Origin of the sequence: Peribacillus aracenensis (assembly GCF_025175645.1) — a bacterium.
Lineage (GTDB): Bacteria > Bacillota > Bacilli > Bacillales > DSM-1321 > Peribacillus > Peribacillus aracenensis.
In genome coordinates this window covers 86,573-110,122 of record NZ_JANZMJ010000007.1, presented here as the reverse complement: position 1 = coordinate 110,122, position 23,550 = coordinate 86,573, and the positions used below count along the sequence as shown (strand labels likewise).

The following is a 23,550-nucleotide window of genomic DNA, read 5'->3' as shown; positions in this document are numbered from 1 at the left end:
GAATTCCTCCTTATGGGGTTAAAAGGTCTTAGTTTAATAGTAACATATAAAGTGTGAAATTTAACCTTTTTTTACAAATTTGGAGTGAAAATCGTGTTTTTTTGTGTGAAAAAAGTCGTGTACGGTTTGATTCGAGAGAAAGATGCAATGGATCCTTACTGAGTATAAGTGCCCGTGCATGGTGTTGAAAGGGAATGTCGGGATGTGCAGTAGCGGTTATTGGAAGTGATGGTTATTTAAGTTAAAATATTCCTTTAATCAATTATACACTAAATATTCTGAAAATAAAGGAAAATATTCACTTCCAGCCGCCGCTTTTGATAGATTTGCTTTTTAATGATCTATTATTGGCTATAGTTATTTATTCCCCGAATTTACGAAAATGAAACAATCTATATAATGGGAGGGAAAAGCAATTTCCCGCATTCATGTGCCGGGAAATTGCTAGTGTCATAATTGGAACTTCCTAACCTGTTCAGTCAGCAGTTCTGCCGATGATGCAAGTTCACTGGCATGACTCGTGACTTCATCCATCGAAGAGCTGGATTGCTGAGCAGAGGCGGAGACTTGTTCGATTCCAGCTGCGGACTCTTCAGACACCGCGGCGATATCTTCGATAGCCTGATTGATATTTTTGCTATTTGTGGAGATATAGTTCAATTCGTCTGTTATATGCTGTATTTTCATTTCCATATTCCCGACAGAGTGATTGATTGTTTCAAAGGTTTGGCCTGTGAGCGTGATTTGTTTCGTGCCTTCGTCCACTTGTGCATAACCATCTTCCAGGGAGTGGACGACTGTTTTTGAATCCGTTTGAATGGCGGAGACAATATTGGTGATATCCCCAACGGAGTGTGTGACCTCTTCAGCGAGTTTCCGCACTTCATCGGCGACGACGGCAAAGCCCTTGCCATGTTCACCGGCACGAGCGGCTTCTATGGCAGCATTCAGTGCCAATAGATTGGTTTGATTGGATATATTCTTGATGACCTGTACAAGCTGTGAAATTTGCTGCGATTGGGAATCGAGCCCTTTCACTTGCTCTACGGCATTTTTTACAATCCCATCAATATATTGCATCTGTTTGATCGAACTGCGCATTAAAGTGGTGCCCTCCTTGGTCAAGAAAAGGATTTCGGTTGAACTTTTAGCAACATTCACTCCTTCTAGGCGGGCCAACTCGATTCTGCCGGTGAAATCATCCATCATGCGAACCACTTCAGCTGCCCGGTTGGCCTGTGACTCCGAACCTTCCGAAAGTTCATGCATGGTAGTCGCTATTTGTTTGCTGCCCTGCTGGACTTCATTTGCTGATTGAGTCAGATTCTCACTTTGGTTGGAAACGGATTCGGATACAACGAGCATTTTTTCGATCGTATCACGAAGGTTTTTCTGCATTTGGTTGGCGGATACCGTTAATTCGCCCATTTCATCATATGACTTTTGCTCCAGGGGCTCATGATTCAGCTCTCCGTCAGCCACCATTTTCATCCTGTCCCTGATTTTAAGGAGGGGGGTGGTAATGAGGTTGGCAGTCACAAGCGCCAGCAGAAGGCCGATAAGGACTGCCGCAATGGATATGATGATACTTGTCGTCTTTACCGATTTCCCGCTTGCGATGACGGTTTCACCTGAAGCGACAATCAATTCCTCGCGTTCCGAAGCAAGCTCCTTGAAACCCTCCATTACTTCATTGCTGATTGGCGCCACTTCATTTTTGAGTATCTCTTTCGCTCGTTCTTCATTTCCCTTTTCATATTGTGGAAATACCCGGTCTACAATCATCATCCTCCAATCCCGGCTTTTCTCGATCAATGCCTTCACTTTATCAGAATCGCTCAAAGCCAGGAGATCTTCCTGGATGACCTTGCTGTCTTCAGTATATTGTAAGAACCTTTCTTTATAACTCTCGTCACCATATAGAATATAGGCTCGGGCGAATGCGGTTCTTTGTGCTAGATTATATAGCAGCTTTTCATCTTGGATAAGAAGCGGAAGTTCCTTTTCGATGATATTCTGGGAATATACCAGTGACTTGTTGCTGCTGTAAATGTTGAATGCTCCTAATATGACACATAAAGATATGATGAGTGAAAATGCCACCAATACCTTTCCTTTAATGCTTTTCAAATTAATGGACCCCTTTATCGATATTTTATTCACACTATTTTATCGGACGGATAATGGGATATTTAAGCAATGAAAAGATAACCAAATTTTCCATCAGCTCTACTATTCACTAAATATAATCAACTTGATTTATGATCGTTTTCAAGTTACTATTGACTTGGAAAAATATAATATTCCGCGTTAAGGCGGAAGAGGTTCTAGCTACCCTCTCAAAAAAACTAAGGAGAAACAGTGCTCTATTCTTAGGGTGCTGTTTTTTTCCGTAAAAAGGAGTTTTATAGAAATGAAGAAGAAAGAAAAGGCAGTGGTTGTGTTTAGCGGAGGTCAGGACAGTACGACGTGCCTGTTCTGGGCATTGGAGAGATTTGAGGAAGTGGAAGCGGTGACGTTCGATTATAATCAGCGGCATAGCTTGGAAATCGAATGCGCTCAAAGCATCGCCAAGGAATTGGGCGTGAACCATCATATCCTTGACATGTCGCTGCTGAACCAACTGGCACCGAATGCATTGACGAGAAGTGATATTGCAGTTGCGGACGGAGAAGAAGGGGAATTGCCGTCGACGTTCGTACCAGGGAGGAATTTGCTGTTCCTTTCGTTTGCCGGAGTGCTGGCGAGTCAGATTGGCGCTAAACATATTATCACCGGTGTCTGTGAAACGGATTTCAGCGGATATCCTGACTGCCGCGATGTATTCATTAAATCGTTGAATGTGACCTTGAACTTGTCGATGGACCAGTCATTCGTGATTGATACGCCGCTAATGTGGCTTAATAAAGAAGAAACATGGGAGCTTGCGGATCAGCTTGGCGCCTTCGACTTTGTCCGCGAAAAGACCCTGACTTGCTATAACGGAATCATCTCCGACGGCTGTGGAGATTGTCCGGCATGTAATCTGCGGAAAAAAGGACTGGATGACTATGTAAGCAGACGGAAGGTGCTTTCATGATGTACGGTTTTACAATAGTGGATAAACTCCAAAAAATAGATGAAGACATTCAGCGCAGCCAATTGAAGTATACAACCAAGAGGGTTCTTGTGAGTAAGGAATTCACCTTTGACGCGGCGCACCATCTGCATGACTATGAAGGAAAATGCAAGAACCTGCATGGCCACACATATAAGGTCATATTCGGATTGAGCGGATATACGGATTCACGCGGTTTGATGATAGATTTCGGGGACATCAAGGATATATGGAAAAATGAAATTGAAATCCACCTGGATCATCGTTATTTGAATGAAACCCTGCCGCTCATGAATACAACAGCTGAAAATATGGTTGTCTGGATTTATGAAAAAATGGCCGAAGCCCTTTCATTAAAAGAATATGAGGGTGCTAGAGTCGAATTTGTTCGACTATACGAAACGCCGACAAGCTATGCCGAAGCCAGACGGGAGTGGATGGAAAGTGAGTAAACTCCCGGTTATGGAAATCTTCGGACCGACCATCCAAGGTGAGGGAATGGTCATTGGTCAAAAAACCATGTTCGTTCGGACGGCAGGCTGCGATTATTCATGTGCCTGGTGTGATTCCGCATTTACTTGGGATGGCACCGGTAAGGAAGATACCGTCCAAATGACTGCAAGAGAAATATGGGATGAGCTGAAGCGAATTGGGGGTTCCGGTTTTTCCTTCGTGACGATATCAGGCGGAAACCCGGCTCTGCTGAAAAACCTAAACGGGTTGATAGCGATCTTGCATGAAAATAAAATGAAGATAGGTGTCGAAACACAAGGGAGCCGATGGCAGGATTGGTTTCTCGATATTGATGAACTGACGATTTCACCTAAGCCGCCGAGCTCTAGAATGAACACGGACTTTACGGTGCTCGACCAAATCCTCTTGAACCTTGCCAATCGGAATCCTGAAAACCATGTCTCATTGAAGATTGTCGTCTTTAATGAGGAAGATTATCAATATGCCAAACATGTACATGGTCGTTACCCGGATATTCCTTTTTATTTGCAGGTCGGCAATGACGATAGCAGGACGGCGGATGATCGTCAATTGATCAGCGGTCTTTTGAAGAAGTACGAAGAGTTAATAGACAAAGTGATAGCAGATGATGAATTGAATGATGTGAAAGTGCTGCCCCAGCTGCATACCTATATATGGGGCAACAAGCGGGGCGTATAAAGAAAAGTGAGCAAAAGGCAGTGTGATGGCGTAATCACACTGCCTTTTAAGCTTTTTACAGCCTTTGAATATGTGTAGCTTTGAAGGAAGATGTGTATTTGAGGCCATACCCAAATAAGCGATCCATTCCAATATGTGCGGTCCAAATTAAACCAATCATCAACAATGCATCGAACTTTAGAAAAATGGCAAGCAAAATCATGAAGATGGACAGGGCATAAGTGTGAAATAGGTTATAAACCTTTGCTCCAATTCGATCATTGATCAGATAGGCCAGCATGGAAACATCAGGAGACAAAATCAATAACAGGAATATCCACCAGCTGAATTCATATAACGAATAGATGTAAATCACCGCTAAAAGAACCATGAGTCCTTCAATATGAAGGAATTTCTTTACCATTTTAAAACCCCCAATGTTTATTTGACCAATGGTCAATAATGTTCAAAAAATTATATGATGTTTCCGATGATATTTTTTACATGAAAATCAGCTAAGCCTTTAACATCTTCATAAGATAGTTCAGAATTAATATAAAAAGTGATGAATCCGTGAAGAGAAAGAAAAATCGACCATATGGATGCAGGATTCAATTTGTTGTCCGTTAGGTCCGTCAGGGACTGGATTAGCTTTTCATATGTTTTATTGGAATCGAATTGAAGTAACTGCTGAATTTCTTTTTCCTTCGATAAAAACATGATGGAATAATGATTCTGTTGGGTTAAACCGAACTCCAAGAAGCACAATAAAATCTTTTCCATTTTTACAGAAGGGTCATTTTCCGACATGATGATATCATCGATTAAAGTATTTAAAACGGAAAAATCCGTTTTCACCAAACTATAAAATATTTCTGCCTTATTTTTAAAATGATAATATATGGCTCCATGGCTGCATTCCAATGATTTAGCCAATTGCCTCATTGAGACATTCGAATACCCTAACGTTGCAAAAAGGTTTCTGGCTTCATTCAAGACCATGTCCCTGGACAGTTCTTTACTTGCCGATTTCCTTGGCGACATCTTGAGACCCCCTTATTTATTGACCACTGGTTAATAAAAATGATACCTCACTGATTTTCAAATGTCAACTATTGGATCATATTACAAAGTACTGTTTTTTCAGGGGGGCTTTACCATTTATTGAACTGGAATTTCGCCTATGTTGCAAAGGGGAGGATGCAGGATATTGACTAGGGAATATTCCCTGCAGCCCGTTAGATGAATCAGAGAAAATATTCATGTCATGTAACAGAAAAAGGAACCAACTATATATGCGCTGCGCTTATTTAAATACCATTAATTACCTCCTATGGTATTATAGAGGTATTGATAGAGCGTTGGAGGGGATGAATAAATGAAAAAGAAATTCGCTATTTTCGGTTCAATTATCATAGTCTTGACCGGCTATTTTTTATTCACTAAACCGTATAAAGATAAAACGAAACCTGTAGAAGACATTTTTAAAGTGAATCAACCAGATCAGGTAATAATAAATGAAATCATCTCGATAGAAGGAATTGATGAGGTCAATCCAGGGGATATCGATTTGAATGATGAAGAAGAAATAATAAAATTGGCAAAAAGGCAATATGAACAAAATGAAAAGGGGGAAATAATTTTTACAGAACCACCTACTAATGGGGGAGGCGGCAGTTATTGATAGTTTTGGATAGTATCTATGGGAAACACATTGTAGAGGGAGTTCTTGAAGAGCTGATTCTAAGCAAACCCGTCCAAAGATTAAAGGGGATACATCAAGGCGGGGCAAGTTATTTAGTTAATGAGAAGTGGGACGTTACACGATTTGACCATTCACTTGGTGTGATGCTTTTAATTAAAGCGCTTGGAGGTTCATTGGAGGAACAAATCGCGGGCTTGCTGCATGACGTATCCCATACTGCATTCTCACATGTTATTGATTTCGTTCTGGATTGTAAGGATGAAGATTATCATGAAAAGATATATGATCACGTCATTATGGAATCAGAAATCCCATTTATACTGAAGAAGTATGGATTTGATTGTGAAGTCATAGTTCAATCAAAATGGGAATTGCTTGAACAGCCAGCACCTGAGTTATGCGCCGATCGGGTAGATTATACTCTCCGGGATATGTATCAATATGGACATATCACACTGGAATCCGTTCAAGACTTCTTAGACCATGTAATCATAATAAATGGAAGGATGTATCTGGATAATATTGAATCGGCGGAATGGTTTGTGAAAACGTATTACAGTGAAGTTATTGATTTTTTCATGAACCCACTTAATATATATGGCTATGATGTATTGGCAAAGACCTTAAAATTGGCTTTGGCTAAAAATCTGATCAGCCTTGATGACTTACTCGGTACAGATGAAGAAGTTATGTCCTTGTTAAGCTCCACTGAAGACCATGAGGTGAAAAACCTGTTAAAACGGATCCATGGTAACGTAAAGGTGATAGAAAATCAATTGGAATACGATTTACATCGGAAAAATAAAGTGCGCCTTATTGATCCTTCCGTTATTGAAGGAACCCAATTATTAAGAGCATCCAGTTTATCAGAAAGAGTTAAGAAAATGGGAATGGAAGCCTATGAAAAAGCTTCGAAGGGCATATATCTAAAAGTGATTTCCGATTAAATGTCATGTCCAACCATACGGAAAGTAAAACTCAAGGGTGATATCCATCCTTGAGTTTTTTCTCGGAAGAATTTAAAGTCTCCTCCCGTATGCTTTCTTTGACCTTGATTAAGGAAAGAAGGTAAGACTCAATAGGACCCAACATGCTTAAAAATCTTAAGTATCATTGTGCCGGGAGTCAGGACGCCCAACTGCATTTTATCTGAACCAGCACCATTTAAGAATTAAAAAATTATAGATGCTCTCAAAGTATTAACCCCATTTTCTAAGTAACCCTTTAAACATGTTAATGTATAAACCCAACCTTCCTTTTGTCCTATCATTTTATTTATCAATTCGGGGTCGTCTTCTTTCAAACCTGATTCGTTCACTTCAATAATTGTACTCATTTTATCCGACTCTTTTAGGGTAATTGTAACAATCGTTTCTTGATCATTTCCTCCCCATGAGAACACGATTTTCCTATTTTCCTCTACTTCCAATACATGAATGGCCACTTCAGCATCGTATTCGTTATATCTCAATGTAAGCGTCCTGCCTTGTTCCCATCTATCAGAACTCGATGAGAACCAGAAATTCCCGATTCTTTCTGGGTCCACTATGGCTTCAAACACTTCCTTGGTTGGTTTGGCTATTTTAAACTTCGTGATTATTTGCGTATCCATCACTATCAACTCTCTTTCGATTTTTTTAAGTTTTCCACTACCACTTAATGATCCCGAACTACTGTTATCGGCGGCAGGGTCCGTCCCGTTTCAAGCAAGCTCTTCAGGTTACTTAGAATTGCTGGCCATCCATTATTCAAGCCTTCAAAGGTATGATCATCATATACGAAATCCGTCTCCAGAAGCTCTTCATGCCTAAGCGTTAATTTCAAAGTCGAATCATCCATGGGCTGCAGTATAAAAGTGACCCGGGTAGGCTGCTCGCGAGGTGTTTCGTCTCCTGTCATGTTCCAAGTGAACGAGAGCAGGTGCAGCGGCTCACACTTGAGTACTTTACCATGATCAGTAATACGCCCATCTTCCAGCATATATGTAACGCTTGAGCCTTCTTGCCAGTCAGACTGGACTTGGCATCCAAAATGGTACCTCTTCGTGACCTCACCGCTCGTCAGGGCTTCCCAAAGCTTCTCTGGTGTGGTTGCGATATAAATAGCATGAACAAACGATGGTTTTTTTATCATCTTTTTCCTCCTCGCGTTTATACCTCATATCAAGATCGTAACATTATTCTATCAATCATTTTCGGCTTTTCATATACAGCTGGTCAAGCAGTTTTCTGCGACAAAAATCGGCAGAGTCATTGAATTGACCATTGTCCGTGCAAGCCATATGGAAACTTCTTGATTTCCAATCGCTTTCAAGCTACGATAAATAAGGAAAATGATAATCCGCTCGGGCGGAAGAGGTTCTAGCTACCCTCTCAAAAAAACTAAGGGGAACAGTGCTCTTTCTTAGGGTGCTGTTTTTTCTGTATAAGGAGAATTAAGAAATGTTAAGAATTTTATTGTATTTAGTATCCATCATCACGGCGAATGTGGTTACAGCAGCTTTTGCGCCATTGCATTTTGGCATGTTCATCATTCCGATGGGTACATTGCTCATTGGGGGAACCTTCATCTTTCGAGATCTCGTCCAGAATAAATTCGGCCGCGCAAAGACCTATATATGTATCGTCACTGCACTTATTTTATCTGCGTGTGTATCATTTTTATTAGGAGATACGTTATTGATTGTATTTGCTTCCGCATTATCGTTCGTGGTCGCAGAAACAGCGGATACGGAAATATATACCCGTTTAAAACTCCCGATGAGCTGGAGAGTGTTTTACAGCGGAATCGTTGGAGGGTTTTTCGATTCGGTGATATTTGTCGTGATTGGCCTAAGTCCATTGGGTGCCAATATATTGCCATGGGAAGCAGTACCTGCTGCGGTCATCGGCCAAATCATCGTTAAAACGATCATTCAGTCAATTGGTGCCGTACTGTTGGGACGAATCAACGTAGAGCTGGAGAAACGTGTAGTCTCCAGTTAAAGCTAGGAGGGATGCACTCGATGGATGGAATCAAAAAAGAAAAAGATAAATGCTATTGCCTCGAGGCTTTTCGTGAAAAATATGGCCCGCATGTTCAAGGGGATTGTATGAAGCTCTCTTGCGCCAATTATCGCAAGCATAAAGGAATAGACAAAAAAAGACCTAATTAGGTCTTTTTTTTGCGTGAACGGAGTAACTCACGAGTAAACGGTGCGGAATCATGAGTGTAGTATGAATTCACGAGTAAAAGTGCAAAACTCACGAGTAAAAGTGCAAAACTCACGAGTAAAAGTGCAAAACTCACGAGTAAATGTGCGAAACTCACAAGTAAATGGTGCGAAATCATGAGTGCGGTATGAATTCACGAGTAAAAGTGCAAAACTCACGAGTAAAAGCGCGAAACTCACGAGTAAAACAGCAAATTCACGAGTAAACAGCCCAAACTCAGCAAAAAAAAGTTTCCTGCGCCTTTCCAAGTAATGGGTGCAGAGAGCTTTTTATTTTGTTTAGAATTGCTCTGCGCTTTTCCGGACTAATTTTTCCAGGAAGTAAAAGCATTCTCGTTTCCGTTCAAGTTCGGTTTGTCCATTTTCGGTGACATGATAATATTTCCTGCGGCCTGAATCTGACTCTTTCCAATGGCCTGTAATGAATTCTTTTTTTTCTAATCGTTTAAGGGCGGAGTAGAGGGTGCCTTCACTTATTTGATATTTTCCCATGCTCATTTCCTTCAAGATCTTCGTGATTTCATAGCCGTATAGCCTTTTTTGTGAGAGAAGTGAAAGTAAAAGGAGGTCAATGCTTCCCTTCATTAATTCTTTATCCAAATAAATTCTCCTCCTTTTCATTTTTAAAGTGTAATATGGTGTACATCGTAACACAAGGTGCATTTTACTTTTCTTTAAAAAAATGGTTAAATGACGATTGCTAAATAATTTTAATCATAGTAAAATGTGCTTCGGAACGAATGAGTTGTGAAGAGTGTGGTAAGGATACAATATACATGATTTAATTGTTTTAATGAAAATTCGGAATAGAATAGAAGAATCACTACTCAAGGGGTATTAATTGATTTTTTTTCGAAAATCATTTAGATTCTATTTATCAACATGAGCAAAGAAAGAAGGTCCTAGATAGATGAAAGTGAAAGCACCTGAGTCATTCACATACAGAGGTGGAAAAAGAGCTGTTCTTTTACTTCACGGGTTTACCGGAAGTACAGGAGATATGAAGAAATTAGGAAAGTACTTGAATGATCTCGACTATACTTGCCACGGACCTCTTTATAGTGGGCACGGAGTATCAGCCGAGGAACTTGTTAAAACAGGTCCAAAGGAATGGTGGAAAGACGTAGTTGATGGTTATAATTTCCTTAAAGATGAAGGCTATGAGGAAATTGCTGTTGTGGGAATTTCTTTAGGAGGAGTTTTCTCATTAAAAGTGGGAATTGAATTGCCTGTAACAGGGGTGGTTTCAATGTGCGCTCCGACGAAAGGAAAAAGTATCGATCGACAAAAGAACCGCTTGCTCAATTATGCACAGGCTTATAAGAAGTTTGAGGGCAAAGATGCAGACCAAATTGCTGCAGAAGTGAAGCTGCTGGAAGAAGAGCCTATGCCTCAACTAAAAGATGTGTTGAATATTATAAATGAGACAGGTGAAGATTTAGATTTGATCACATCACCAACTCTTGTTTTACAAGGGCGTTTGGATGATCCCGACTATACGGAGAGTGCTACAGCGATTTTCAATGAAGTCGATACGCAGCATAAACACTTGATATGGTATGAAAAATCAGGTCATATCATCACATTGGGTAAGGAACGTAATCAAGTGTATGAAGATGTTTATAAGTTCTTGAATACACTGAATTGGTCGGAGTAATAAGCGAGTTAATAATCCCCTTTACGTTGACGTGTTATAAGCCTACATTCATGTAGGCTTTACACAATGTTTGGGGGTTTTTATTTTGGCTATTTGTAGAAAAAGACCTTTAAGTTATCGTTATTATCAAGAGTTGCCAATAAAATATCGTTCACGTCGGCATTATATGTTGTTTCGATTTCTTTTTTCAGCCATTCTTCGTCTTTACCGCCCCTATTTAATTCTTTATAATCAATCTTCCCTTCTTTAATAATCGTTTTAGGAAAATTGAAGTCAGTTGTTGCTAGGTGCATATCTGCTGGTGTTACCGCTTCATATTGAGGGTGTAAAAATAATGAAATGGTACCACCCGATTCCCATAGTGCAAGGGATACCTTTTGAATATCTTCGACCTTTTCTTTTCTTAACTCCGATAATAAATCATCGATGGATATTCGGGCCCTAGCTAGACTTTTGTAAATGATTTGTCCATTTTCGATAAGCGGAAAGGGGTCGGAGTCAAAAAAATTTCGAAGTTTCCGCCACTTAAGGCTCGTAAACAAACTGATTATATATAAGATGACTAATGCAAAGGCCGTGATCATTGAGCCCTTCAATCCTGACTGTTCATCAGACAAAGGGCGGGAAAGAATGTTCCCAATAGTTAACGCCATTATGAAATCAAGTAATCTTAACTGGGAAATGGACCGTTGCCCCATCAATTTAACCAAAAAAATTAAGAAGAAGAAGGATATGATGGCTCTTAAAGTCCACTGAAATGCAGTAAGAGTTTCCTGGCTATGAAAAAAATCCACAAAAATTCACGTCCTTATTTCCTGTGTTAGTAAGGTGAATTGAAACAACTGGGAGGGTTTAAGCCAGCTTCTTATTAGTATTACCCAACATTGCCACTTGGAGACTTCCTTGACTGTTTTCGAAAAATTTATATTAATATAACAACTTTGAAACGTATTGTAATTAAAAATAAACTGATTTAAAATGATATCTTTCCTGAGAAATTCATTAAAAAAATATCCTTGTATAATATCAGTGATGATGGTCTGATAGTTTCTACCTGGCAGCCGTAATGCCGGACTACAAGGAAGTATGAAAATAGAAGAGATGAACAGGTTTTGGTTGGCTTGAACAGGCTTGATCCACAAAACATTTCAAGAAGGCTCTTACTTTTTCACACTTTCTTCCTGCGGCTGAAAGTGTAAAAAGGTGAGGGCTTTTTATATAAAAAAATGAATGGGAAATAATATATCCAAAGGGGATGAAATCATGTATTTCTTATTGAATATACTAGGTGTTTTGGTTGTAATGGGCATCGTTTACCTTTGTTCACCTAATAAAAGGAACGTTAAGTGGAAAGCCATTCTTACCTTGCTGGTTCTCGAATTACTTATCACATGGTTCATGTTATCCACTAAAATTGGGGCATGGGTCATCAATCTGATCGCTTCATTCTTCACCTGGTTGATTGAATGTGCGAATGAAGGAATTTCTTTTGTCTTTCCTTCACTTATGGCGAATGAACATGTGGATTTCTTTTTCAGCGCATTGATGCCAATTATCTTCATTATCACGTTTTTTGATGTTTTATCGTATTTCGGTATACTTACCTGGATCATTGATAAAGTGGGATGGCTCATCTCAAAAGTATCCGGTTTGCCAAAACTTGAGAGTTTCTTTTCGATTCAAATGATGTTCCTAGGGAATACCGAGGCACTTGCCGTTCTCCGCATGCAGCTCAGTGCGATTAAGGATCAGCGTCTTTTGACATTTGGAATCATGAGCATGAGCAGCATCAGTGGTTCAATCATTGGTGCCTACCTCTCCATGGTACCGGCAACCTATGTTTTTGTAGCGATACCTTTGAACTGCTTAAATGCCTTGCTGATAGCAAACATGCTGAATCCCGTCGACGTCACTAAAGAGGAAGACGTCGTTTATGTACCTTCTAAAGAGGAACGTAAAGATTTCTTTTCCACCATTTCCAACAGTATGCTTGTCGGAGCCAAAATGGTCTTCGTCATCATGGCAATGGTTATCGGCTATGTGGCCTTAACGGCCAGCGTAAACGGCATTTTCGGTTTCTTTGTGGATGGCTTGACCATTCAAAAGATTTTCTCTGTCATTTTTAGTCCATTTGCATTCCTGCTTGGACTATCTGGACCTGATGCCATGTACGTCGCTCAATTGATGGGAATCAAGCTTGCCACGAATGAGTTCGTTGCCTTGCTCGATTTAAAAGATAAAGTCAGTACACTGTCTCCGCATACAGCTGCTGTGGCTGTCACTTATCTGACGTCATTTGCCAACTTCAGTACAGTGGGCATGATTTATGGAACGTTCAATTCCATCCTCAATGATGAGAAATCGAACATCATCGGAAGGAATGTTTGGAAATTACTGGTTAGCGGGATGGCTGTTTCCTTGCTGAGTGCCATGGTCGTTGGGTTATTCGTTTGGTGAACTAAAACAAGGGCATCCATTTTTTTTAATGGATGCCCTTTCTTGTGTGAAAAAAGCTGTGCTGGATTTTCCCATGCACAGCTTTTTATTCATTTCGTCAAATAGTTCTCCGTATAATATGGTTTATTTTCCTCATCGAAGGCAACTCCGACACCGAGCAATTCAAAATCCTTCTGTAATTTATTTTCCCTGTGGCCAATGGAATTCATTAGGCCTTCATGGGCAAAAATACTGCTATTCTGACCGGCAGCCAGGTTTTCCCCCGCCATTCGAAAAGTGATTTTGTCATCTTCCATCCGGTCGAACGGGGATTCTCCTTCAAGGTTTGTATGGTTGAAGTATTGATTCACGGCCATGTCTTTACTATGATCCTGTGCCGTCACCTTCACTCGTTTATCCCATGAAAGCACTGAGAGATCATGATTGACCCGTGATGCATTGGTCAAATCGAATAATTGATATTCAAAGCCCTTCTTTAATTCGGGGCCGGCTTCTGCAAAATAGCCGCTCTTTTGCTTTTCGAGTTTTGCGTCGATGATTTGGATTGCCGTGACTGTATTTTTCTCATGTTTGTCATAAAAAATGGTCACATAGCTATTATCCATTTCAAACATATCGTATTCGCCGCTGTCACTTCGAATCTGGTAATAGACGTTTCCTTTAAGCAGTTTTGTTACAGGCTCCCCCATTTTCCCGGTCACGGTTTCTTTGGGAGTGCCGCGTTTAATGCCTTCCTTCGAGGAAATCAAATCTTGATTCGTATATAAACCGACAACTTTATTGTTGTTATCGTAGGCAACCATGAAGAAATTTTGATAATTTTCGTGATAGGCGAACCAGTCCACGCCATATTCATTACGCGTATTCCGCTTAGCTTCACCAGCCAATTTTTCTACATCATCCTTCGTGTCGCCAATTTCAATATTATGGACCGAGAAGGAAGCATCAGCAGGTGCTTCTAGTGCTGGTTTTTTCACTTTTTCTGTTTCCTGCGATTCTTTTTCAGAAGCGGAATCCAATGTTTCCGTCATCGAGCCGATGATACTGCTGACCCCAGTACTCAGTTTTTCCAAGGCAGTCGTAACCTCGGGCCCGGTTATAAAGGAGCGGACATCCGTTGCAAAGGCACTGGCCCCCGCTTTGAATCCAGACTCCTGAATATCTTTACCATATCCATACCATAATCCAGAGAGTAGGAGTATGAGGACCACAATATTAAACAATTTCCGCAAATCGTTCACTCCTGCTCTATCCAGGATATAAAATCCCGATTAATGAAAGATCATTTGCAGCACACTTAAAACAGGCGGGGTACATAGCAAAAATACTGAACACAGAATGAGGATTTGTGAGGCAATTTTGGGGAGCTTTTCCTTCCCTTTTCCCGAATACCAGCCACTGAACTGAAGTTTATTTCTGTACCAGACGAATAATAAAAGCAGAATGGCAATCGAGCCTAGCCAGCCATACTGATTCACTCCGATGTTTATATATATGCCGTTTACAATGGTCGAAATGATTGTTCCGGCTATCCCGAATATGAGTATGATGCGTATCAATTCTAATAAGACCCTCATATGTCACCCCTTGGTTTCATCATTATACTTCTTCGTTTACAAAATAAAAAATTATAAGTTGTTCATTACATATTATACCAAAAAGGAGAGGGGGTAAAACGGTGGTGAAATTTATTGTTCGGAAGTTAATTTATACAAAAAAAGATTAGCCGCTTCGAGCTAATCTTTTTGTTTGGAATTATTTCAATGGATCATTCAATACACTTTCCTCGAGTACGGAAAACTTATCTCCATACACTCTGGTTATGTGATTTTCCCCCCACGTACATAGTGAGGATAGGATACTTTCCAGGCTTTGCCCATATTCACTAAGTTCATATTCCACTTTAGGGGGGACTTGGTTGTAAACGATACGGTTGATGACTTCGTCCTTTTCCAACTCCCTCAATTGTTGGGTCAACATTTTTTGGGTGATGTTCGGCATAAGGCGCTTCAATTCACTGGTCCGCTTTTTTCCGTGGGTCAGATGGCAGAGGATTACGCATTTCCACTTTCCGCCCATTACTTCCAGTGTCGCTTCAACTGATATATTGTATTTCTTTTTTTGCATGATTGGCATACTCTCCTTATTTTATAGGTACTAAAAGGTGCCTATATCACTTTAAAGTACGTACTGTTTTTTATTTGCATTATATCTCATAATAACATTTGCACGCCGAATTCCACTGTACCATTTATAAAAAAAGTTGCTAAGGCAATTTCAATGATAGTACAAAATGACAAGAAGGAGAAGAGGATATGATTTCAAATAAAAATAAAAGTACATGGGCATTGCTGGCTTTAGCGATCAGTGCCTTTGCAATTGGAACAACAGAGTTCATCAGCGTGGGATTATTGCCGCTCATTTCTAAAGATTTACACATTACAGTGACGACGGCGGGATTGACGGTATCCTTATACGCCTTGGGGGTCATGTTCGGGGCACCTATCCTGACATCCCTGACATCGAATATGTCGCGAAAGACTTTATTGCTTTGGATAATGGTCGTGTTCATTGCCGGAAATGCATTAGCCGCTTCTGCAACAACTGTCGGTGTATTATTGATCGCACGTGTCATTTCAGCGCTTGCACATGGTATCTTCATGTCGATCGGCGCTACGATTGCGGCTGATTTGGTCCCTGAAAACCGCAGGGCTAGTGCCATCGCCATCATGTTTACAGGTCTGACGGTGGCAACGGTGACCGGAGTTCCTTTTGGAACCTTCATCGGTCAGCAATTCGGCTGGAGATTCGCTTTCATCATCATTGTGGCAATCGGCTTGATTGCTTTCATCGGAAACGGCATCCTGGTTCCATCCAATTTAAGAAAGGCTGCACGGACCACATTCCGTGATCAAATCAAATTGGTGACGAATGGCCGCTTGCTGCTAGTATTCATCATTACGGCATTAGGGTATGGAGGTACATTCGTTGTCTTCACGTACCTGTCGCCATTACTTCAGGAAGTGACAGGGTTTAAAGAAGGAACTGTGGCTTTGATTTTGCTAATATATGGAGTGGCAATAGCAATAGGAAATACCCTTGGCGGGAAATTCGCCAATCGCAATCCTATTAATGCCCTATTCTATATGTTTCTTATACAAGCCATTGTACTTGTGGCTTTGTCTTTCACGGCACCGTTTAAGATTGCCGGTTTAATTACGATCATTTTAATGGGATTGTTTGCATTCATGAACGTTCCGGGGCTTCAAGTGTATGTCGTCATGTTAGCTGAGCGTTTCGTACCGAGTGCAGTGGACGTGGCATCGGCCATCAATATTGCGGCCTTCAATGCGGGAATCGCCATTGGTGCCTACTTGGGAGGGGTGATTACGGATTCGATCGGACTGATCCATACAGCGTGGATAGGTGGAGTCATGGTGTTTGCAGCAGTGATTTTAACAGCATGGAGCCGTGCCCTGGAAAGTAAAGACCGTTCCAAGGGAACTGACAAAATAGCATAGGATTGAAAAAGTGATGCATGTTAGAAAAAGCATGCCATGCGTTTAGAGTATCAATAACCAAGTATCATTGCATCCCTTCAGGGAATGATGGAAGGTTCCTTGAAGGGATGTAATGATACTGATACTTAAGCGCATTACAATCCTAAAAAACAATGAAGAAAAAATTTGGAGGTAGAGTATAATGGTGAAAAATTTACAAGATACAACAACGTTGCATAATGGCGTTAAAATGCCTTGGTTCGGATTGGGCGTATTTAAGGTGGAAGAAGGGCCGGAGCTGGTAAATGCAGTTAAAGTGGCCATTAAACATGGTTATCGCAGCATCGATACAGCTGCTATTTATGAAAATGAAGAAGGAGTCGGACAAGGGATTCGTGAGGGCATAAAAGAAGCCGGAATCTCCAGGGAAGACTTATTCGTAACTTCAAAAGTCTGGAATGCCGATTTAGGATATGAATCAGCAATTGCGGCATACGAAAAAAGCTTAAAGAAACTTGGCTTGGATTACTTGGATTTATATCTTATCCATTGGCCAGTGGAAGGAAAATATAAAGAAGCCTGGAGAGCGTTGGAAACTCTTTATAAAGAAGGAAAAGTAAAAGCGATCGGTGTGAGCAATTTCCAGATTCACCATCTTAAAGATTTAATGGAGGATGCAGAAGTGAAGCCGATGGTCAATCAAGTGGAATGCCATCCGCGTTTAACTCAAAAAGAAGTTCAGGCATTCTGTAAGGAACAAGGGATACAGCTTGAAGCGTGGTCACCATTGATGCAAGGTGAACTTCTGGATAATGACGTTTTACAAGCAATTGCGACCAAGCATGGCAAATCAGTTGCACAAGTCATTTTGCGCTGGGATATCCAAAACGGGATTGTAACGATTCCAAAATCCACTAAAGAACATCGTATTGTAGAAAACTCATCTATATTCGATTTCGAATTGACGGAAGAGGAAATGAATCAAATTGATGGATTGAATCAAAATCACCGTGTTGGTCCAGATCCTGATAATTTCGACTTTTAATCAAGTATGAAGGAGAGGGACGGGATATCCGTCTTTCTCTTTTTTTTAGGCTCTTTTCGTAAAGATTGTTTTTTTTAAAACTAAACGATTTAAGGTTGATTGTAGCGCAAGTGCGAGACTCCTGCGGGAGCAGCGGGACAGGTGAGACCCCACAGGCGTTTACGCCGAGGAGGCCCACCGCCCGCCCCGCGGAAAGCGAGCATCTGGAGGGGAAATCAACCACACCGCTTTACTTGGTAAATAGCAAAAAAGTATGCGAAAACAGCTTTTTTATTGGATCTCCGCATTGGTGGGGATGGAAATGCTGTACCAATAGATGATGTCGTTTACAATGAAAGATTCGGGAATCTGATTAGTTGACACAGAATTAATCAGATGATATAAATGCATGTGCATGCATTATATGAAAAAGGAGATAAAAAATTATGAATGATTTATTTTCACCTTATCGCATAAAAGAACTTGAACTTAAAAATAGGATCGTCATGCCGCCGATGTGCCAATACTCCGTCGAAGCGGAAGATGGTATACCAACAAACTGGCACCAGCAACATTATGTAAGCAGGGCAGTTGGCGGCACGGGATTGATTATCGTGGAAATGACTGATGTGGAGCCTGATGGGCGCATTTCGAATCGTGATCTTGGATTATGGTCCGATGACCAAATTGGAGCTTTCTCCAACATCGTTAAGGAAGTTCATCAATACGGTGCAAAAATCGGGATACAAATTGCCCATGCAGGCCGTAAAGCGGAGGATGCCGAAACTCCGGTGGCACCATCAGCCATTGCGTTTGATGGAACGTACAAAACACCAAGAGCTTTAGCAACGGAAGAAGTGAAGGGAATGGTCGATAAATTCCGGGCATCGGCCAGAAGGGCTGTTAAAGCGGGATTTGACGTAATCGAATTACATGGTGCACACGGGTATTTAATCCACCAATTCACATCACCGCTTACGAATAAACGTGATGACGAATATGGAAAAGACCTGACCAAATTCGGAGTGGAAGTCATTAAAGCAGTGAAAAGCGAAATGCCTGCCGACATGCCTTTAATCATGCGCATTTCTGCAAAAGAGTACGTTGAAGGCGGATATGGCATTGAGGAAAGCATTGCCTTTTCACAAGTCTTTAAAGAAGCGGGAGTCGATATGTTCCATGTAAGTTCTGGAGGAGAAGGTCCGATTGGAGCAGACGGAAGACCGGGTACGCATGCTAGCTATCAAACTCCGTTGGCGAGGGAAATCAAAAAAGCTTTGGATATCCCCGTGATTGCTGTAGGTCGATTAGATGATCCGATTCTAGCAAATTCAATCATTGGCAATGAAGAAGCCGATTTGGTTGCCGTCGGCAGAGGAATGCTGCGAAACCCTTATTGGGCACTTGAAGCATCTAAATCTTTGAATATAAAAACGGAGATCCCTAAACAATATCAACTAGGCTTCAAGCATTGATACGGATTTTTAAAACGCCGGCGAAAATTATATTCGCCGGCGTTTTTTTCATTCAGGCCCCATTGTGACTATTGTAGGGATTATTCGTTGTGATTGGATTTGATGTATTTACTTAATAAATGTAAATAAATATAAAATTGAATAGTTTGTTGCATTTTTGCGATCGATCATTCGGGAAAATGGCAATAAAGCCCTAAGAATCATTGCGAAAGCAATGCCCATCATGAAATTTAGTGTAAGCCTTTTCAAATGCATTGTAACAGGATTTCCTTTATGGTTAAGAGTGGGATTTATACCTATAAATGGTTATTTCTCGATCTTGGATATTCAACGTGATGGAAGGGGAGCGAATATGTATACAGAGCGATTTGAAAATGCTGCTGAGTCCAATGAAATCGTAGGGGGAAAAGCTTTACATTTAATTAAAATGACGAAGTTGGGCATGCCCGTGCCTCATGGGTTTGTCATTAGCAATGATTCATTCATGCATTTCGTAGAAAGAAATGAACTGGATTTACAAAGTGAAGCCATCCAGGCCGAGATTATGGAGGCGAGCATCCCGGATGATTTGACAAGCACCCTGTTGAGCTCTTTTCATGAGCTGCGGGAAGACTATGCATCCGTGGCAGTCCGTTCCTCTTCGGGTGCAGAAGACCTGGAAGGGGCATCCTTTGCCGGTCAGTATGAAACATACCTGAATGTTAAAACGGATGAAGAATTTCTATCAAGGGTAAAAGGCTGCTGGGCTTCCTGTTTCGAGAACCGGGTTCGGCAATATACCGAAACCATTCATGAAAATGCTGAAAAAATATCAATGGGCGTTGTGGTCCAAGGTCTGATACATTCAGATGTTTCAGGAGTGATTTTCAGCCAGGACCCCGTTACGTACAATCCAGATCATATTGTGATAAATGCCAGTTATGGGCTCGGGGAGGCGGTGGTATCTGGTATCGTGACACCCGATACCTATTTGGCTAAACGTGATGGTACGAAGATCGAGAAAATCAAGGGCTGCAAAGAGCTGAAAATCATCTCCGGCTCCAAAGGCACGTTAGAAGTGGAAACCACAAAAGCGGAACAGGAGGCATATTGCCTCAATGATGCGCTGCTTACACAATTGATCGAATTGACACTGGAGGTGGAGAAGCATTATGGGCATCCTGTCGATTTGGAATTCGCCATTCAAGATCAAAAGGTATATCTCTTGCAAGCTCGCCCGATTACAACAGTGATCGAAGACGCTGAAGTCATTCCAGAAGCCAGGAAAAAATTTATTTTGGATCGGACTGATAAGGAGGACTTTTGGGTTTTGATCGATTCAAGATTTCCTGATCCAATTTCCCCATTATTCGCATCCATAGTCACCCAACCATTTTATCAAGGAATGGCTAAAGCGGCAGAGGAACTCAGGGAACCGTCGGGATACATCCAAATGAAAGTCCATAATGGGTATTATTACGGAAAGCAAATCCACCTAGAAACGGACCCCAAGCAATTATTCATGGAAAACGAAAAGCTTATGGAGACCTTGTATCCAGATATGACGAACAGGATGCATGATATTATCCATGATCATTTATTGCCCATTTATCGATATTTGGATGAAGAAACTTCGAAGGAATTCACGGCAGCCAAAGCGATAAGAGGGTTGGGTGAGTTAGAAGGGTTTTTCAAAGAGGTCTATTACTGGCATTTCATGATCGTCCTTCCGCTTGCGAGTATTACTATTAAACTTGAACGGCTATTCAAAAGCTTGCTGGGGACCGAACCGCCCCATGAACTCTACCAATCCATGGCTGGAGTGATGAATAAGTCACTGGAGTCCGATCGAATACTGTGGCAATTATCTTTGAAAGCGAAGAATGAACCTCAGTTGCTCAAGGTGATCATGGATGCTGATGAAGGAAATTTATCCAGGGATCTAAACGCGTTTGGGAAAGGGAAGGATCTTCTGGAACGTGTGGATAATTTCGTCAATGTGTACGGGTACAGATGTCTTAAAGCACATGATTTCGTTGGGGAAACCTGGATTGAAAATCCTGAGCATGTACTGCAAATCATTAAAAGTTTCATCATCAATGGGTATGATTTCGATAAAGAATTCGAAACGGCATTAGCTGACGGGAAACGGATATACCAAAGGTTTTTAAATGGAATTGAAGATTCCGCTGAGCGGGACGAATTTAAAAAATATTACCAAATGGTCTTGGATGCTGCTGTAATCACGGATGATCATCATTTTTATATTGATGCCATGTTCGATGCAAAGGCACGTTTATACTTATTGAAAGTAAGTAAGCTTTTAGTTGAACAGAACGTGCTGGATGACGCAGAAGATATTTGGTTTTTATATAAAGATGAGGTCATATCCGCTTTGGATGCCCCCCACACTTTAAAGGAAACGGTATTGGAACGGAAAAGGCAATATGATTTACAGAGTAAAATGAAAACGCCATCATTTTTTGGGGAACCTACGGATGAAGAGCGTGCTTTCGTGGAAATGGTGTTTGGCTCATTGGAAGAAAACAAGGAAAATACGGCGAGTACGATTAAAGGGATTTCAGCATCCGGAGGAGTATGCGAAGGAAAAGTCAAGGTGATATCCGGTATGCATGAAGCCTCTCATTTTAAAAAAGGAGATATTCTGGTCTGCAGGACCACGACACCAGTCTGGACGTCCTTTTTCCAGGATGCAAAAGCAATCATTACCGATACAGGCGGCATGCTGTCCCATTCTGCGATCATTGCCAGGGAATATCGGATTCCGGCAGTGTTAGGGACAAAAATAGGAACGGATCGCTTAAAAGATGGAGATCGTGTCATTGTCGATGGGAATACGGGAACCGTTACGATTATCGATGGATGAGCAAGTAGAACAAAGTGCTGTTTGAAGGACTGAGGTGAAAGAATGGGCAGACAGAAAGAATTCCTGATGATTATTTTTACTTTAATGGCGGCGTTTCTCGTACCAATCAATTCAACGATGATTTCGATAGCACTGGGCTCGATTTCAGACTTTTACGGTTTGGATATCCACAGTGTCACTTTGGTCGTCACCATCTATCTCATTGTAATGGCCGTTACCCAGCCGATTGCGGGTAAACTTGGGGATTTATATGGTAATCGTAAAATCTATATAATTGGCATATTACTATTCCTTGCTGCCTCGATTGGATGCGGGCTTGCGCTAAATATAGGCATGCTTGTCGCTTTTCGATCACTGCAGGCCATAGGGGGCGGATTGCTGATCCCGAATGTCGTTGCCCTTATCCGGCAGACCGTTTCACGTGAGCGGCTCCCGGGGGTGTTGGGATTTTTCGGGTTGGGAATGGGTCTGGGAGCAGCGGTAGGTCCATTGATAGGATCGCTTTTGATTGCTGTAGCCAGTTGGAAAGCGATATTCTTGGTTAATGTCCCTTTTTTATTGGGGGCACTTGCTGGAGGCCTTTTTCTTTTACCAAAACTGCAGAAAAAGCATTCCCGACAGCCATTGGACATTATCGGTTCTATTTATTTAGCCGTTACGATCACTTTATTGATTACTTTAACTCATGCAAAATCAACGGCGATGTACATCGTACTCGGTATGGGGAGCCTTCTTTTCCTGGGATTATTCGTACGGAAAGAAAGGTCTGTCCCATCCCCGATTATAGACTTTAGCTTATTTAAGAGTCCTATATTCGTGAATGCCAATTTATCTGTACTGATCAATAATTTCACGATGTATGCGATTTTGTTGGTCATGCCGCTGATCATGACCACAAAAATGGATATTTCGGCTTCCATGAGCGGTGTCATGTTATCATTGTTCTCCATTTCAATGGCTATTAGCAATATGATAGGCGGACAGCTTAACCGGAAATACCCTTCGGAAAAGGTCATATTCCTTTCATTCGCCATCACGGTGCTAACGAATCTATTATTCTTATTCGTCATCCAATTCCAGTCTCTTTTGTATCTAGCCGTAACACTTATCGTGAATGGGTTGGCTATCGGTTTAGGGCTTACAAGCATGCAGGTCGCTTCCCTGGAAGCCGTGGAGGAATCCGCATCGGGTTCGGCATCGGGAATCTTTTCGACCTTTCGATATTTCGGGAGCATCATCTCATCTACGTTGATAGGGATCATCGCCAATTATTCGATCCTTTTCGGTATCCTGATAGTGGCGGCAGTGTTAGGAGCCATTTTAACCAGGATGGTTTTTAGAAGCAATAAAAATTTGAGTGTTGAAGATAATTTCTGGAAATAAATACATGGCATGAAGGAATTTTC

The 23,550-nt window shown here is 41.2% G+C and carries 24 protein-coding genes and 3 riboswitches; of the genes, 14 read left to right on the top strand and 10 right to left on the bottom strand.

The annotated features are described in order from the left end of the window. Nucleotides 1-450: 450 nt before the first annotated feature. Nucleotides 451-2,130 carry a methyl-accepting chemotaxis protein gene (locus tag N0M92_RS09805; RefSeq protein ID WP_260285536.1) on the bottom strand — a complete coding sequence of 560 codons (1,680 nt, stop codon included), beginning with the start codon at nucleotides 2,128-2,130 and terminating at the stop codon, nucleotides 451-453. A gap of 185 nt (nucleotides 2,131-2,315) precedes the next feature. Then, nucleotides 2,316-2,358: riboswitch (PreQ1 riboswitch) on the top strand. Between the two features lie 55 nt (nucleotides 2,359-2,413). Between N0M92_RS09805 and queC the strand changes: the two genes are divergently transcribed. The 3 genes from queC to queE are packed head-to-tail and all read left to right on the top strand — an operon-like array spanning nucleotide 2,414 to nucleotide 4,270. Further along, a complete protein-coding gene (gene queC / locus N0M92_RS09800; RefSeq protein ID WP_260285535.1) occupies nucleotides 2,414-3,079 on the top strand; it encodes a 7-cyano-7-deazaguanine synthase QueC in 666 nt (221 codons plus the stop codon). Beyond that, nucleotides 3,079-3,549, top strand: coding sequence for a 6-carboxytetrahydropterin synthase QueD (queD, locus tag N0M92_RS09795; RefSeq protein ID WP_192206177.1), 471 nt, complete (start codon nucleotides 3,079-3,081; stop codon nucleotides 3,547-3,549). Before queC ends, queD begins: the two co-directional genes overlap by 1 nt. Then, complete coding sequence (gene queE / locus N0M92_RS09790) at nucleotides 3,542-4,270, top strand: 7-carboxy-7-deazaguanine synthase QueE (RefSeq protein WP_260285534.1); 729 nt, start codon at nucleotides 3,542-3,544, stop codon at nucleotides 4,268-4,270. Before queD ends, queE begins: the two co-directional genes overlap by 8 nt. A 55-nt stretch (nucleotides 4,271-4,325) precedes the next feature. On the opposite strand, the gene N0M92_RS09785 is transcribed toward queE, so the two are convergent. Together N0M92_RS09785 and N0M92_RS09780 are read right to left on the bottom strand one after the other, a co-directional pair. Then, entirely contained in the window at nucleotides 4,326-4,673 is a 348-nt protein-coding gene (locus N0M92_RS09785; RefSeq protein WP_260285533.1) for a DUF4260 domain-containing protein, read from the bottom strand. A 50-nt stretch (nucleotides 4,674-4,723) separates the two neighbouring features. Then, a complete protein-coding gene (locus tag N0M92_RS09780) occupies nucleotides 4,724-5,293 on the bottom strand; it encodes a TetR/AcrR family transcriptional regulator (RefSeq protein WP_260285532.1) in 570 nt (189 codons plus the stop codon). Nucleotides 5,294-5,627: 334 nt separating this feature from the next. Between N0M92_RS09780 and N0M92_RS09775 the strand changes: the two genes are divergently transcribed. Then, on the top strand, nucleotides 5,628-5,933 hold the full coding sequence (locus tag N0M92_RS09775) for a hypothetical protein (RefSeq protein ID WP_260285531.1): 306 nt from the start codon (nucleotides 5,628-5,630) through the stop codon (nucleotides 5,931-5,933). Next, nucleotides 5,930-6,901 (top strand): HD domain-containing protein, encoded by a 972-nt coding sequence (locus N0M92_RS09770; protein WP_260285530.1) that lies wholly within the window; start codon nucleotides 5,930-5,932, stop codon nucleotides 6,899-6,901. Before N0M92_RS09775 ends, N0M92_RS09770 begins: the two co-directional genes overlap by 4 nt. 224 nt (nucleotides 6,902-7,125) lie before the next feature. Here the strand turns inward: N0M92_RS09770 and N0M92_RS09765 are convergent, their stop codons facing one another. Together N0M92_RS09765 and N0M92_RS09760 are read right to left on the bottom strand one after the other, a co-directional pair. Further along, a complete protein-coding gene (locus N0M92_RS09765) occupies nucleotides 7,126-7,566 on the bottom strand; it encodes an SRPBCC family protein (RefSeq protein ID WP_260285529.1) in 441 nt (146 codons plus the stop codon). 44 nt (nucleotides 7,567-7,610) lie between these two features. Further along, on the bottom strand, nucleotides 7,611-8,087 hold the full coding sequence (locus N0M92_RS09760) for an SRPBCC family protein (RefSeq protein ID WP_260285528.1): 477 nt from the start codon (nucleotides 8,085-8,087) through the stop codon (nucleotides 7,611-7,613). Nucleotides 8,088-8,302: 215 nt separating this feature from the next. Beyond that, a riboswitch (PreQ1 riboswitch) is annotated at nucleotides 8,303-8,345 on the top strand. 50 nt (nucleotides 8,346-8,395) lie between these two features. Here N0M92_RS09760 and N0M92_RS09755 point away from each other — a divergent pair. Beyond that, nucleotides 8,396-8,938, top strand: a complete 543-nt coding sequence (locus N0M92_RS09755; RefSeq protein WP_048687567.1) for a VUT family protein — start codon at nucleotides 8,396-8,398, stop codon at nucleotides 8,936-8,938. A gap of 20 nt (nucleotides 8,939-8,958) precedes the next feature. Beyond that, nucleotides 8,959-9,108 (top strand): hypothetical protein, encoded by a 150-nt coding sequence (locus N0M92_RS09750; protein WP_260285527.1) that lies wholly within the window; start codon nucleotides 8,959-8,961, stop codon nucleotides 9,106-9,108. A 336-nt stretch (nucleotides 9,109-9,444) separates the two neighbouring features. Here N0M92_RS09750 and N0M92_RS09745 read toward each other — a convergent pair whose 3' ends face one another. Continuing rightward, entirely contained in the window at nucleotides 9,445-9,765 is a 321-nt protein-coding gene (locus N0M92_RS09745) for a PadR family transcriptional regulator (protein WP_260285526.1), read from the bottom strand. A gap of 310 nt (nucleotides 9,766-10,075) precedes the next feature. Here N0M92_RS09745 and N0M92_RS09740 point away from each other — a divergent pair, with 310 nt between their 5' ends. Beyond that, nucleotides 10,076-10,822: an alpha/beta hydrolase gene (locus N0M92_RS09740; protein WP_192206165.1), complete on the top strand. Its 747-nt coding sequence runs from the start codon at nucleotides 10,076-10,078 to the stop codon at nucleotides 10,820-10,822. Between the two features lie 89 nt (nucleotides 10,823-10,911). On the opposite strand, the gene N0M92_RS09735 is transcribed toward N0M92_RS09740, so the two are convergent. Beyond that, a complete protein-coding gene (locus tag N0M92_RS09735) occupies nucleotides 10,912-11,616 on the bottom strand; it encodes a DUF421 domain-containing protein (protein WP_260285525.1) in 705 nt (234 codons plus the stop codon). A gap of 202 nt (nucleotides 11,617-11,818) precedes the next feature. After that, nucleotides 11,819-11,919, top strand: a riboswitch (purine riboswitch). 166 nt (nucleotides 11,920-12,085) lie between these two features. Here N0M92_RS09735 and N0M92_RS09730 point away from each other — a divergent pair. Continuing rightward, nucleotides 12,086-13,279: a NupC/NupG family nucleoside CNT transporter gene (locus N0M92_RS09730; protein WP_260285524.1), complete on the top strand. Its 1,194-nt coding sequence runs from the start codon at nucleotides 12,086-12,088 to the stop codon at nucleotides 13,277-13,279. A gap of 89 nt (nucleotides 13,280-13,368) precedes the next feature. On the opposite strand, the gene N0M92_RS09725 is transcribed toward N0M92_RS09730, so the two are convergent. The 3 genes from N0M92_RS09725 to N0M92_RS09715 form a co-directional block, all read right to left on the bottom strand. Continuing rightward, the gene (locus N0M92_RS09725) at nucleotides 13,369-14,520 is read right to left on the bottom strand and encodes a CAP domain-containing protein (RefSeq protein ID WP_311202533.1); all 1,152 of its coding nucleotides are present in this window, start codon (nucleotides 14,518-14,520) and stop codon (nucleotides 13,369-13,371) included. Nucleotides 14,521-14,550: 30 nt separating this feature from the next. Beyond that, a complete protein-coding gene (locus N0M92_RS09720; protein WP_260285522.1) occupies nucleotides 14,551-14,856 on the bottom strand; it encodes a hypothetical protein in 306 nt (101 codons plus the stop codon). A gap of 178 nt (nucleotides 14,857-15,034) precedes the next feature. Next, complete coding sequence (locus tag N0M92_RS09715) at nucleotides 15,035-15,406, bottom strand: winged helix-turn-helix transcriptional regulator (RefSeq protein WP_192206160.1); 372 nt, start codon at nucleotides 15,404-15,406, stop codon at nucleotides 15,035-15,037. Between the two features lie 188 nt (nucleotides 15,407-15,594). Here N0M92_RS09715 and N0M92_RS09710 point away from each other — a divergent pair, with 188 nt between their 5' ends. The 5 genes from N0M92_RS09710 to N0M92_RS09690 all read left to right on the top strand — a co-directional run bounded on the left by N0M92_RS09710 (nucleotide 15,595) and on the right by N0M92_RS09690 (nucleotide 23,527). After that, nucleotides 15,595-16,800 (top strand): MFS transporter, encoded by a 1,206-nt coding sequence (locus tag N0M92_RS09710; RefSeq protein ID WP_260285520.1) that lies wholly within the window; start codon nucleotides 15,595-15,597, stop codon nucleotides 16,798-16,800. Nucleotides 16,801-16,981: 181 nt separating this feature from the next. Continuing rightward, a complete protein-coding gene (locus N0M92_RS09705) occupies nucleotides 16,982-17,824 on the top strand; it encodes an aldo/keto reductase (RefSeq protein WP_260285519.1) in 843 nt (280 codons plus the stop codon). A gap of 425 nt (nucleotides 17,825-18,249) precedes the next feature. Beyond that, a complete protein-coding gene (locus N0M92_RS09700) occupies nucleotides 18,250-19,278 on the top strand; it encodes an NADH:flavin oxidoreductase/NADH oxidase (protein WP_260285518.1) in 1,029 nt (342 codons plus the stop codon). Nucleotides 19,279-19,630: 352 nt separating this feature from the next. Then, entirely contained in the window at nucleotides 19,631-22,144 is a 2,514-nt protein-coding gene (locus N0M92_RS09695; RefSeq protein ID WP_260285517.1) for a PEP/pyruvate-binding domain-containing protein, read from the top strand. A 42-nt stretch (nucleotides 22,145-22,186) separates the two neighbouring features. Next, a complete protein-coding gene (locus N0M92_RS09690; RefSeq protein WP_260285516.1) occupies nucleotides 22,187-23,527 on the top strand; it encodes an MFS transporter in 1,341 nt (446 codons plus the stop codon). Nucleotides 23,528-23,550 lie beyond the last annotated feature (23 nt).